Genomic DNA, 13,620 nt, shown 5'->3' with positions numbered 1-13,620 from the left:
GAATAAAACAAGCAGCCGGTTCGCCTTCTATGCGATGAGCGGCTGCCAGGCAGGAGAGGACTATGAACAACAATGATCAATATATCGGGAAACAGCTCGTAGCCAACCTCTTTAACCGCAATGGCGTATTTGTCCTTCCCGCGAACACGCTGCTCAGCTCGGAGCACATCCGGCTCATCGGCCAGCACAAGATCGAACTGGAGCCGCATGACGTCGTTCAGGTCGACAACGCCTCGTTCTATCATCTCGCTGTGGATGAATGCACGGCCGCAATGGAACGGATTTTCGAGGACGTCCGTTACAATAAAAGCAAACGGCTGCCGATGATCGAGCTGCGCAACGAAGTTCTTCCTTTTATTCAGCAGGTCAGCGAACGGGCCGATTTTTACGGCATTATGTCTGCGCTGCAGACCAAAGACGATTATACATACAGGCACAACGTCGCCGTCGGCATCCTGTCCACGCTGCTGGGCAAATGGCTGAAGCTGAAGCCGGAGGAGCTGGGCATGCTGACCGTAGCGGCCACGCTGCACGATATCGGAAAGGTTATGATTCCGGTGGAGCTGCTGACCAAAGACGGACCGCTGGATGAAGAAGAAATGGCGTTGATGAAAAAGCATACGACCTACGGCTACGAGCTGATCCGAGACACGGTGGGAACAAACCATCTGCAGGCGCTGGTCGCGCTGCAGCATCACGAACGAATGGACGGCAGCGGGTATCCGTTCGGCGTCCAGGGCCACCGCATTACCGACTTCAGCAAAATCGTGGCCGTGGCGGATATTTTTCATGCGATGACCTCCGACCGGTTTTACCGTTCGGCTTCGCCTTTATACGAGGTGCTCCGCCAGCTCGACGACTATGCGTTCGGCAAGCTGGACCCGTATATCTGCACGGTGTTCATCCACAAGCTGATGATGTCCATGATCGGCAACGAAGCGGAGCTGACCGACGGGCGCACCGGCAATATCATTATGGTCCTGCCGCATGACCCGCTGCGTCCGCTCGTGAACATCGACGAGGAATTTATCGACCTTAGCCGCGAGCGGAGCCTCGGCATCGTTAGAGTTCTGCCCCAATAGACTGCGCGTTTTATGCAAAGACAGGCACGCCCCCGCATCCGGAATGTTATCCGGGATTTGCGGGGGCGTGCTTTTTTCTCGGCGTGCGCTCATAACGGCGGTGCGGCAGCCATAAATATGTACTATTCCCATTCCAGGGAGCCGGGGCCTGAAGCAGGACCCTCAGGGCTTACCCAAATTTATTTCTACTCTAACAATCAACAAATGCCCAGAACCTGCATACACTTGATAGTGAATGATTGTATGGAGGAGGTTCAAAGATGTCATTAAGTCATAAACGCCAAACAAGGGAGATCATTACGAAAGCCGTTTGCGGCAAAGGCCGTAAGTTCTCCACCGCGACGCATACCGTGACTCCGCCACATCATCCGACGAGTATTCTGGGGGCATGGATCATTAACCACCAATACGAAGCGGTTGCCGCCGGTAACGGAATCGAAGTCATCGGTACTTACGATGTGAACATCTGGTATTCGTACGACAAAAACAAGCAGACGGAAGTGGCCAAAGAAACGGTCTCCTATGTCGAGCTGATCCCGCTGTCGTATCTGGACCCGAGACACCGGGCTTCCACGGTGGAGGTTACTGCGGAGGCGACGCAGGAGCCGAACTGTGTGGAAGCCGGTGTCTCTCCGGGCGGCGGAAGCGTCACGCTGCGCGTCGAACGGGAATTCGAGGCGGAACTGGTGGCTGAAACCAAGGTTCGCGTGTACGTCAGCATCCAAGGCGACGATCCGGAAGACAAAGATTATGATTTCGAAGGGGAAAGCTTCGATTATGATGATCTGGACCCGGACGCTCTGGACGATGAGCTGTAAGAGGGAGTCGCCGCCGCCGCTCGCCGGCAAGTAGGTTATAATCCATTATATGTGGCGAGGGCGGCGGCGAGAGGGCGAATGCCCTCCTTTTTCTTTTTTATAGGAAAAATGGGCGCTACCCAAAGGAGGCGGTTCGGAATGAATGAGGGCTGGGACGGTTACAGCCGTTTGACGCGCACGCAGATCATTGCCCGGCTCCGACGTTCGGGGTTGGAGGTACATAGGGAAGGGCAAGACTTCGGCGAAGCTTCGGAGCGCGGAAGGTCGGAAAACACAAGGGCAGGAAAGCCGCCGACGGAGACAAGCCTGGCGGGGCGGAGAAAAGCGGGAAGAGCCGCGGGGGAAGGCGTGGCTGCGGCTGGTTTGCGCGTGCCGGAGAGGACGGGGAGAATGGCAGAGCGCGGGGCGTCCGCTGTGGAACCCGGGCTGGATGGGAGAAGAGGAACGGAGAAGGGCGAGAGGGCAGCCGGTTTGAGTGTGCCGGAGAGGACGGGGAGGTTGGCGGAGCACGGGGCGTCCGCTGTGGAGCAAAGCCGGAGTGAACGGGGAGTCGTTGGAGAGGGGGAGGGGGCGGCTGGTTCTGCACCTTCGGCAGCTGATCCCGGTGGAGGGGCGAACCGGACCGGCATGTTCCGGCAGCGTTACCGGATCCGGGTCTACGACCTTGCTGTGCTGGAGATGGTGCCGCTGGGCGCGGGCGTTGGGATCGCGGTTCAGGGGGGCGGAGGAGGTGGCCTTCCGGGGTTCGGGACCGGTTTGGGTCTGCCGGGCGTTATCTCTGCATCGGCGACCGGACTTGTAACCGCTAGCGCGGGGCCGACAGCCGGGCCCCCTCGGCTGTACCCCGGAGACCGGCGCGGCGCCTGGGGCACGCGCCTGGAAACCGCCGTCCGAGCGCTGTATAGCCTCGGACTAGACAGCGGCGAGGTCATTCTCGCCGCCTTGGGGGAGCGGCGTTACGCCGTGGAGGCGGTCACGCCGCTGCTTCCGGCGGCGGACGGCTCACCGCCGCCGGAGCCTTACCGCGCCGCCGCCCTGGCGCAGGCGCGGGCGCTGGCCGAAGAGCAGCCGGGTCGGCCCGGGCTGCTCCTCGGCATGGACCCGGAGCTGCTGCTGCTCCGGGAGGAGACGGGCCGCGTCGTGCCGGCGGCCCGGTACTTGCCCATGGACGGCGTCGCCGGCTGCGACGCCGGACCGCCGGGAACGCGCGGCGCGTTCCCGGTGGCCGAGCTGCGCCCGGCGCCGCGGCGTACGCCGCGCGCGCTGCTGGCGCAGCTGCGGTCCGCCGCGGCCGAGGCGGACCGGCTCACCCCCCGCAGCCTCGGCTGGCGCGCGGGGGGAATGCCGCTCCCGGGGTGGCCGCTCGGCGGCCACCTGCACTTCAGCGGCGCCGTGCTGACGGCACCGCTCCTGCGCGCGCTCGACAATTACCTCGCGCTGCCGCTGATGCTGCTCGAGGACGGCCGCGCGGCGGCGCGGCGTCCGCGGTACGGCGTGCTCGGCGATTTCCGCCGTCAGCCGTATGGCGGCTTCGAATACCGGACGCTGCCGAGCTTTATGATCTCCCCGGTCATCGCGGAAGGGGCGGTGCATCTGGCTCACTTGATCGTGAGCCGGTATGAGCACCTGAAGGCCCGTCCGCTCGACCGGGACGACCTGCACGCCGCCTATGCCCGCGGCGACAAAACCCCGCTGCGTCCGGCTTTCGCGCCGCTGGCTGCGCAGCTGCGCGCCCTGCCGGGTTATGACGCCGCCGCACCGTTTATCGAGCCGCTGCTGGCGATGATCGCGGCGGAGCAGACGTGGGATGAATCGCGTAACATCCGCGACGCGTGGCGGGGATGATCTCAGAGCGGCTTAGCTCTACCGGTTAAACAAGAAACTAGCCATTCATAGACGCCCGGGACCGCATTCTCACCATAAGTGAACACCGGGTGCTTCCGCCGCCTGCCCGGCAACTCTCCGTATGAGTTGCCGGGCGGTTTTATGTGATTATTGAAAAAAAACGGTCGTTTGGATAACGTTGCGGACACAGGAGCCGCTATTTTCGGATATTCACTGTATTTCCCAGTCTAACGGACCTGAGGGCTGCTATTTCGCTCAAAATGAATAAATTAGGCCCTAAATGAAAGAATAACGGCGCTGATGTCCGTTAGATATGCGAATAGTCCTGTTTTTCCACAAATAACGCCTCTGATGTCCGTTGGCCTCCGATCCCCGTCTGCACTATCGCGAACCTAGTATCTTCATCGCATACAAAGTCCCCTGAACCAGCGAGTAGTCCTGTTTTTCCACAAATAACGCTTCTGATGTCCGTTAGCCTTCCGGTCCCCGTCTGCACTATCGCGAAGCTAGTATCTTCATCGCATACAATGTCCCCTGAACCAGCGAATAGTCCTGTTTTTCCACAAATAACGCCTCTGATGTCTGTAGCCTTCCGATCCCCGTCTGAGCCGTAACCAGTAAGTGCAAATACGAGAAAGGGTGCGCTGCTCTATTGGAGAGGTAAAATCGGAGTACGAAAGAGGGATATCCGCAAGGGAGGACGTAAAGAAGGAAACGGGGGGAGTTGAGGGAGGCGGGGGAGGGGGCGAAAGAGCGCGAAAAAGTGAGTGCAAGAGAGTACGAGGCCGCCCATGAGAGTTACGGCCAAGGCAGAGAGTTGGTGAAACAAAAGAGGAAGTGCAGTAGTCGGACCGATTGGAGGAACGGGAGAAAGAGTGCCAAAGAAAGAGTACTCAAGAAAAGGTTCAGGAGAGGACGCAATGCGGCCCATGAGAGTTACGGCCAAGGCACAGGGGTGGTGAACCCAAGGGGCGTCTTAGGAGTCGTGCCAGTCTTCAAACCGCAGCTCAATGGGGACCGCGGCAATGTAAAGTCCGGAGCGTAGGAAGGGAGAGTTAGTGCGTAGGAAGGGAAGGTTAGTGCGTAGGAAGGGAATGCCGGTGCGTAGAAAGGTGAGGTCTGTGCGCAGTATGAAAAGAGAGAACAGGTGCATAAACCCCGGGGGCAGGACGCGGGGGAGCAGGACTTCGTCAAGGCCGGTGCCCCCGCCGCTCAACTTTCTGCTATAATAGAGGACAGTATGAGCAAGGCATGGAGGGTAACGATGGCCAAATATACGCCAATGATCGAACAATATTTGAAGGTAAAAGAGGGAGCGAAGGACGCGTTCCTTTTTTTCAGGCTGGGCGATTTTTACGAAATGTTCTTTGAAGACGCGCTGCTCGCGTCCAAGGAGCTTGAAATTACATTAACCGGACGCGAAGGCGGGGGCGACGAGCGCATCCCGATGTGCGGGGTGCCGTACCATGCCGCCGAGGGCTACATCCAGCGTTTGATTGAAAAAGGCTACAAGGTCGCGATTTGCGAGCAGCTCGACGATCCGGCGGTGACCAAAGGCATGGTCCGCCGCGACATCGTCCGGGTCGTGACCCCGGGCACGGTCATGGACGGAAAAATCATCAACGACAAGGCCAATAACTACCTCGTCTGCGTCACCGAAACCGAGGGCATGATGGCGCTGGCCGCCTGCGATTTGACCACAGGCGAGCTGTATGTCACCTCCGTGCTGTCGGGCTCGGAGTGGCTGCGCGACGAGATCGGCATTTATGAGCCGGCGGAAATTATCGGCGACCCAGCGCTGCTGGAGCTGCTGCAGCGGGACAATCCGCTGCCGGCCAAGCCGGTCGTCTATACGCCGTGGGACAAGCGGGAAGAGGAGCTGGCCCGCCGCCAGTTCGGCGAAGCCGTATGGGTGCGTCTGGAGAAGGAGCGCAGCCAGTGCGTCGCGCTGCTGATCTCGTACCTGAGCGAAACGCAGCGACGCTCGCTCGGTCAGCTGAGCCAGATTTCGCCCTATGAACCGGGCAATTATATGATTCTTGATCCGTTTACCCGGCGCAATCTGGAGCTGACCGAAACGGTACGCGAACGCGCCAAGAAGGGCTCGCTGCTCTGGCTGCTCGACCGCACGGAAACGTCGATGGGCGGACGGCTGCTGCGCCGCCGGATCGACAAGCCGCTGCTGTCGCGGACCCTGATCGAACAGCGGCTGGAAGCGGTCGATTATTTGTACAACCAGTTTATCGTCCGCGAGGATTTGCGCACCGCGCTCAAGGAGATTTACGATCTGGAGCGCCTGGTCGGCAGAGTCGCTTACGGCAGCGCCAACGGGCGCGATCTCAATGCGATGAAGCTGTCCCTGGCGCAAATTCCGGCGCTGAAGGAGCTGTGCCTTACCTCCGGTTCGGCCACGCTGCGGGAGATCGGTGCCGCGATGGACGAGTGCGCGGAGATCCGTGACGACATCGAGCGGGCCGTGGTTGAGGACGCTCCGGTATCGATCCGCGACGGCGGCATCATCCGCCCGGGCTACCATGAGCGGCTGGACGAGCTGCATGAAGCGAACAGCAGCGGCAAACGCTGGATCGCGGAGCTGGAGGCGAAGGAGCGTGCGTATACTGGCATCAAGTCGCTGAAGATCGGCTACAACAAAGTGTTCGGCTATTATATAGAAGTAACGCGTTCCAACCTTGCCGCTTTGCCGGAGGGAAGATACGAACGGAAGCAGACGCTGGCCAACGCCGAGCGGTTCGTGACCCCGGAGCTGAAAGAGAAGGAGGCGCTGATCCTCGAAGCCGAGGACAAGATGACCGACCTCGAGTATGCCCTGTTTACCGAGCTGCGCGAGCGGATCGCGGGCCAAATTGCCCGTTTGCAGGGCCTAGCGGAAAAAATCGCCGAAATCGACGTGTACCAATGTCTGGCCGCGGTCAGCGCGGAGCACCGGTTTGTCCGGCCGAAGCTGTCCGACGGCTATGATCTAAAGGTTGAGGGCGGCCGCCATCCGGTGGTGGAAGCCGTGCTGAAGGATGCCGCGTTCATCGAGAACGGCAGCCTGCTCAGCAAGGACGAAGGCAATATATTGCTGATTACCGGCCCGAACATGGCGGGGAAAAGCACCTATATGCGCCAGGTGGCGCTGATTTGTATCCTGGCGCAGATTGGCTGCTTCGTGCCGGCGGCCAGCGCGGAAATTCCGCTGATCGACCGTATTTTTACCCGTATCGGCGCGGCCGACGACTTGATCGGCGGTCAGAGCACCTTTATGGTGGAAATGGCCGACATCCAGGTCATGACGGAAAAAGCGACCGCCCGCAGCCTGATCATCATCGACGAGTTGGGCCGGGGCACCTCGACCAGCGAAGGCATGGCGATCGCCCAGGCGGTCATTGAATATGTGCATGACACGATTGGTTGCAAAGCGCTCGTGTCGACGCATTTTCACGAGCTGGCCCATTTGGAGGACAGCCTGAAGGGGCTACGCAACTACTCCATGGCGGTGCAGGAGAGCGGCGACAAGGTTAACTTCCTCCGTAAGCTCGTTCCCGGCGCGGCCGACAGCAGCTACGGCATTTATTGTGCGCGGCTGGCCGGTTTGCCGGAAGGCATCATTGACCGCGCCTACGGGCTGCTGCAGAGCATCGAGCAGGCTGCGCCCGGCATTGCCGCTTATGCAGCGGTAGCCGTGACGGCCGAAGGGGCTACGGAAGCCGCCGCGCCGCAGGGCTCGGCAGCCCAGGCTATCGCGGCTGCGGCTCCGCAGCGCCAGGCATTGGCGGAGTCCGGCAATCCTGCGGGCTACATCACTCTCGGCGATGCTGCCGGCGATTCCGCGGGGGATCAGCGCGAGGTGGTGCAGCTTTCGATTTTCGGCGAAGAAGAGACGCCGAAGAGCGGCCGCAAAGCCGACGCCGCACGCGCTGCGGCTCCGGCCGAAGCGAAGCCGAATCCGCTGCTGAAGGAGCTGGTCGCGGCCGTGCAGGACGCCGATCTGATGAATATGACGCCGCTGCAGGCGATGGCGCTGCTGAACGACCTGAAGCAGAAGGCTCGGGGGCTGTAGGCTTTTTCCGGTCTCCTGTCTTCGCTTCAACGTTTATAAGCGGACGTAATCGTTCCGCCCTCGCCTTTGTACGAGCCGGAGGAAGCCTGTCAGGCTTGGGACAACCCCTGGATCGGCTGCTGCAGCCGCAGCGTACGGGATCAGTAAGCGGAAGGGTCTGGAACAAGCGGAAGTGGCTGGAGCTAGCGTAAATGATTTGGAACAAGCGAAAGTGGCTGGAGCTAGCCTAAATTGGCTGGGTCCAATGGAAACCAGCGGGCATTTAGCGGAAAAAAAGAGTAGCAGGAACTAGCGGGAACCAACCGGTATTCAGCCAAAAATAAGTTTAGTGGGAAAACCGCCCTCTATTTCGGGTGAAAACGGACGTTTACACGAAATAGTGGGATTTTGTCCCGCTATTTTGGCGCTGCGGCGCTTTTTCCATCACGGGGATGAAAAATAAGGGGAGGAAATCCCGCTATTTTCACGGCCCGGAGTGTTGCCGAAATTAGTGGGAGGTTCTCCTTCTATTTTTCGGAATCCAAGCCGAACGAGCTTCGTCATGCCATAGAGCATCCAAGATAGGTTAGGGCTTTAAGATAGGTTAGGGCTTTAAGATATAACTAGAGCATTAAGAAATAATAGGGCATTTAAGAAATAATAGAACACTTTAGGTATAATAGAGTACTCAAGATAGAATAAGGCTGAGCGTTTTCCATAAACTGCAACGGTTTTATGCCAATACGGATGGGCGGGGTGAGAAACAATGGCTAAAATTCATGTGCTGGACGAACATGTTGCCAACCAGATTGCCGCGGGGGAAGTGGTGGAACGGCCTGCTTCGGTAGTCAAAGAGCTGGTGGAGAACGCCATCGACGCCGGAAGCCGGCGCATCGAGGTGACGGTGGAGGAAGGCGGACTGCAGAGCATCCGCGTGAAGGACAACGGCTCGGGCATCGAAGCGGATGACTGCGAAACGGCGTTTTACCGCCATGCGACGAGCAAAATCACGAGCGGCCGCGATCTGTTCCAGATCACGAGCCTGGGCTTCCGCGGCGAGGCGCTGCCGAGTATCGCGGCGGTGTCCAAGCTGTCGCTGCTGACGTCCGCCGGAGATGACGGCAAGGGCCGCCGGTTGGAGATCGAGGGCGGCAAGCTGATGGTGAACGAGGATGCTACCGCCGGCAAAGGTACGGAGATGGCGGTGAAGGAATTGTTTTTCAACACCCCGGCAAGGCTGAAATATATGAAAAGCGTGCAGACGGAGCTGGGGCACATCTCCGACGCCATGTACCGGATGGCGCTGGCCCATCCCGACATTTCCTTCACGCTGCATCATAACGGCAACCAGCTGCTGCAGACGCTGGGCAACGGCGACCTGCTGCAGGTAATCGCCGCCGTTTACGGTACTTCCGCGGCCAAAGCGATGCTGCCGGTGGACAGCGAAGATCCGGATTACCGGATCTCCGGGTACATCAGCCGGCCGGAGTGGACGCGGTCGAACCGCAACGCGATTACGACGATTGTTGGTGGCCGGTACATTCGCAGCAACGGGCTGAATGCGGCGATTCTGCGCGCGTACCATACGCTGCTGCCGATCAACCGCTACCCATTGCTCGTGCTGAAGCTGGACATGCATCCGTCCCTGGTGGACGTGAACGTCCATCCGGCGAAGCTGGAGGTGCGGTTCAGTAAGGAAACCGAGCTGTACGCTTTTGTCGAGCAGGAGCTGCGCAAGGTGCTGCTCGGCCAAAGCCTGATCCCGCGGCCCAGCCGGGAGCCGATCGGGGGCAAAAGCAGCGGCTCCTTTATCCAGGAGCAGTTCGCCTTTCCAAAGGCCGCTCCCGGCGCTGCCGGAGCGGCGCCCGGGCGGCCGGAAGCTTCGCTTCCCGGCCTGCCCGCGGACCGCGCGGCGCTGACGCCCGCCGCGCCGCAGCAACCGCCGCTCGCCCGCGAGAGCGGCGCGCTTTACGGCGGCGGCGGTGCCTCCGCCGCCTCGGCCCCGTCCGGTGCGCTGCGCCCGGACGGAGCATGGCCGTCCCCGGGAACCGGGACGGCGGAACCCCCGCGCGCGGCCGCCGCAGGCACGGCCGCGCGCGAACCCGGCGCGCGGACAGATGCGCGCGCGCCTTACGGCGCCTACGCCCCGGCGCCGAACGCGCCCGGCGGCGGCAAGCCGTACGCGCCGCCGTATACCCCGCCGCGCAGCTCCGCTCCCGCGCGGGGGCTGTCGGCCGGCGAACTGTACGCGCCGGCCGACAGCGACACCGCTGCGCTGCCGCAGTTCCCGGAGCTGAATTATATCGGCCAGCATCATGGCACGTATATTATCGCCCAGAACGACAGCGGGCTGTATCTGATCGACCAGCATGCCGCCCATGAGCGGATCAACTATGAATTTTACTATGAAAAATTCGGGAAACCGGCGGAAGCGTCGCAGGAGCTGCTGCTGCCGATTACGCTGGAATTTACGCCATCGGAGAGCCGCCAGCTGAGCGAACGGCTGCACTGGTTCGAGCAGGCGGGCGTCTTTCTGGAGCATTTCGGCGGCCAGACCTTCCTGGTCCGCTCCCTGCCGTACTGGTTCCCGGAAGGCGATGAAAAAGCAATCATCGAGGAAATGGCCGAATGGGTGCTCAGCGAGCGGATGATCGACCTCGCCAAGCTGCGCGAGAAGTCCTCGATTCTCTGCTCCTGCAAAGCGTCCATCAAAGCCAACCAGAAGCTGACCGAGCTGGAGGTCGAGGCGCTGCTGTCGCGGCTTGCCGCCTGCCGTCAGCCGTATACGTGTCCGCATGGACGGCCGATCCTGATTTCTTTTTCGGCCTATGATCTGGAAAAGCTGTTCAAACGCGTGATGTAACGGATTTTTAACAGAAAGTGGAGGCATCATGATTATAACGACGGGCTTTGACCCGATACCTGAAATTAAGGAGCGGGCGCAGCGGCTTGCGCAGCATACCGGCTGCGTCTTTGTTCCGCGGGGCAGGCTCTCGATCCCTAAGATGGCGGAGCGGTACGCCGACAATGACATTCTCGTGGTGCTGCAAGAAGCAGTCCGTCTGCATTCGCCGGACACGCCGCCGATGGAATTCCATCCCAGCATGGGCTATGTGCGGGCCAAACGGATTTTGGCCGGACAGCCGGATCCGCTGATGGAGGCCGCCCGGATGCGTCCCGGCGACAGCGTGCTGGACTGCACCGCCGGTCTCGGCAGCGATACGCTGCTGTTTGCCGTGTACGGCGGGGCAGACTCGCGAATTACGGCGCTGGAAAGCTCGCTGCCGCTGTTCGCGCTGCTGAGCGATGGAATGAAGCATTACCGCACCGGCCGGGAAGAAGTCAACGCCGCACTTAGACGCATCGACGTGCTTCACTGCGACCATTTGGCGTATTTGCGCGCCCAGCCTGACAACAGCGTGGACATTATCTATTTCGATCCGATGTTCCGTGTCCCGCTGACCGACTCTTCGGCGATTTCGCCGCTGCGCCAGCATGCCAATCCGGCAGCGCTTGCGGATGAAAGCGTAGCGGAAGCGGTCCGGGTCGCCCGGCGCACAGTGGTGCTGAAAGAAAAAGCCTTGAGCGGCGAATTTGCCCGCCTCGGCTTTACCGAGCTGCTGCGCGGCAGCTCCAAAACATCGTACGGGGTGATTCAAGTTGACAACTGAGAGCAAGCGGGATGTGCTGGTGCTGCTCGGCCCGACCGCGGTCGGCAAAACGAAGCTGAGCCTCGAGCTGGCCAAAGCCTACGGGGCCGAGGTCATTTCCGGCGATTCCATGCAGGTGTACCGGGGGATGGACATCGGCACCGCCAAAATCCGTCCGGAGGAGACCGAGGGCATTCCGCATCATCTGATCGACATCCATGATCCCGAGGATGCCTATTCCGTGGCGGAATTCCAGGAACAGGGCGGACGGCTGATCGAGGAGATCAGCGGGCGCGGCAAGCTGCCGTTTATCGTCGGCGGAACCGGGCTGTACATCGAGTCTTTGTGCTACGGGTTCCGCTTCTCCGAGGCGGTGGCTGACGAGGCGTTCCGCAGCGAGCAGGAAGCTTACGCCGAGGCGCACGGTGCGGAAGCGCTGCATGCCCGCCTTGCGGCAGTGGATCCGGAGAGTGCGGCAAGATTGCATCCGAACGACCGCCGCCGGGTCATCCGCGCGCTGGAGGTGCATCACCAGACGGATACCACGTTGTCCGCTTCCCATGCCGGGCAAAAGAAAGAATCGCCTTACCGGCTGTGCCTCATCGGTCTGACCATGGACCGGCAGGTACTGTACAGCCGGATCGAGGAGCGGATCGACCAGATGCTGGCCGAAGGGCTGGTCGAGGAAGTGCGCGGGCTGTTGGCCAAAGGATATGACCGCAGCCTGGTGTCCATGCAGGGGCTGGGCTACAAGGAAATCGCCGCTTATCTGGAAGGAGAGCTGACGCTGGATGAGGCGGTCACGCTGCTTAAGCGGGACACCCGCCGGTTTGCCAAACGCCAGCTGTCCTGGTTCCGGCACATGAAAGAGATCGAATGGGTCGAGACCGGCGAAGGCCGTAGCTTTGCGGAGATTTTCGCGGAGATTCAAGGCGTCGTCGCCCGGAAGTTGCCCGGAGTTTCACAATAATCATCGGATAAGGATGTGTTCCAAGCGGAGTTCCGCTTGCGGACGCATCTTTTTTTATTTGTGCACCTCCTTCCTGATGCTGCACGGCCGCCAGATTAAAGCCCATGAGCTTACGGACATGAGAGGCGTTATTTTTGGGAAATCGCATCATTTCCCGAATTGCCGGACATCAGCGCCGTTATTTCTGAATTTTAGGCGTTTTTGAAAGCAGCAGGGCGGGAATAACGGCGCTCAGGTCCGTTAATATTTGAAAAAGCTTGTTTTTCGGCAAATAACGGCGCTCATGTCCAGTAGCTTCCCAGGCGGCAAAGGCTGGCATGGAGTGTGAGTGTCGCAAACTTCCTTGACGGATGGGGAGACGGAAGAGGATAATATCCGTGTATATTGAAACGGAGTTTCATTGAATGAAACAAAAACCAATGGAGATGATCGCATGCCTATCGACTTTCACCATGAGGACAACGGAACGACTTATACCGCAAGGGACGCCGACGCATCCTGGATGGATTTCATTCAAAGCCATGTGGAGGTATCCGGCAAAAGGGCGGCGGATATCGGCTGCGGGGGCGGGATTTACACCCGGGCTTTGGTCAAGCTGGGCGCGGCGCAGGTGACGGCGGTGGATTTTTCGGCAGCGATGCTGGCCGGCGCTTCGGCTCTGTGCAGGGATGTGGAGCATGCGGTGTTTCAGCAGGGGGAGGCGTACAATACGGGGCTGGCCGGGGAAGCTTTCGAGCTTGTGCTGGAGAGGGCGCTCATTCACCATGTGGACGATCTGGAACGCTGCTTTCGGGAAGCGAACCGCATCCTGAAGTGCGGCGGAATGCTCATTGTTCAGGACCGGACGCCTCAGGATTGCCTGCTGCCGGGCGACGAGCATCATCTGCGGGGGTATTTTTTCGAAAAATATCCGGAGCTCGCCGCCGCGGAGCGTTCCCGCCGCCATGCCGCGGAGGCCGTGCACGCAGCGCTTGATTCCAGCGGGTTCGCGGCCGTTCGGGAAGTGCAGTTTTGGGAGACGCGGCGCGATTATGCGGATTGGGCAGCCCTGCAGACGGACCTTGCGCAACGGACGGGGCGTTCGATTCTGCATGAATTAACCGACGAGGAGCTGAGCGGGCTGATTGCTTTTATCGGCGGCAAGCTTGAGTCCAGCCCGGCCCCGATAGTCGAGAAAGACCGCTGGACCCTGTGGTTTGCCGTAAAAAGGTAA

Annotated in this window: 8 protein-coding genes; all 8 read left to right on the top strand. The window is 60.2% G+C overall.

Annotated features, from left to right (window positions below; genetic code table 11):
* The first annotated feature begins 62 nt into the window (after positions 1-62).
* Positions 63-1,082, top strand: coding sequence for an HD-GYP domain-containing protein (locus BMW84_RS06665; RefSeq protein WP_091065814.1), 1,020 nt, complete (start codon positions 63-65; stop codon positions 1,080-1,082).
* Positions 1,083-1,342: 260 nt separating this feature from the next.
* Positions 1,343-1,900 carry an outer spore coat protein CotE gene (locus tag BMW84_RS06660; protein WP_091065812.1) on the top strand — a complete coding sequence of 186 codons (558 nt, stop codon included), beginning with the start codon at positions 1,343-1,345 and terminating at the stop codon, positions 1,898-1,900.
* A 963-nt stretch (positions 1,901-2,863) separates the two neighbouring features.
* The gene (locus BMW84_RS24705; RefSeq protein WP_175498697.1) at positions 2,864-3,745 is read left to right on the top strand and encodes a putative amidoligase domain-containing protein; all 882 of its coding nucleotides are present in this window, start codon (positions 2,864-2,866) and stop codon (positions 3,743-3,745) included.
* A 1,264-nt stretch (positions 3,746-5,009) separates the two neighbouring features.
* Positions 5,010-7,808, top strand: coding sequence for a DNA mismatch repair protein MutS (gene mutS / locus BMW84_RS06645; protein ID WP_091065806.1), 2,799 nt, complete (start codon positions 5,010-5,012; stop codon positions 7,806-7,808).
* A 745-nt stretch (positions 7,809-8,553) separates the two neighbouring features.
* On the top strand, positions 8,554-10,650 hold the full coding sequence (gene mutL / locus BMW84_RS06640) for a DNA mismatch repair endonuclease MutL (protein ID WP_091065803.1): 2,097 nt from the start codon (positions 8,554-8,556) through the stop codon (positions 10,648-10,650).
* 28 nt (positions 10,651-10,678) lie between these two features.
* Positions 10,679-11,458 (top strand): class I SAM-dependent methyltransferase, encoded by a 780-nt coding sequence (locus tag BMW84_RS06635; RefSeq protein ID WP_091065801.1) that lies wholly within the window; start codon positions 10,679-10,681, stop codon positions 11,456-11,458.
* Complete coding sequence (gene miaA, locus BMW84_RS06630; protein WP_091065799.1) at positions 11,448-12,407, top strand: tRNA (adenosine(37)-N6)-dimethylallyltransferase MiaA; 960 nt, start codon at positions 11,448-11,450, stop codon at positions 12,405-12,407. Before BMW84_RS06635 ends, miaA begins: the two co-directional genes overlap by 11 nt.
* Positions 12,408-12,840: 433 nt before the next feature.
* Positions 12,841-13,620 carry a class I SAM-dependent methyltransferase gene (locus BMW84_RS06625; RefSeq protein WP_091065797.1) on the top strand — a complete coding sequence of 260 codons (780 nt, stop codon included), beginning with the start codon at positions 12,841-12,843 and terminating at the stop codon, positions 13,618-13,620.

The sequence above is a fragment of the Paenibacillus sp. NFR01 genome (assembly GCF_900111565.1).
In the GTDB taxonomy this organism is placed as follows: Bacteria; Bacillota; Bacilli; order Paenibacillales; family Paenibacillaceae; genus Paenibacillus_AQ.
This window is presented reverse-complemented; position numbering and strand designations above follow the sequence as displayed.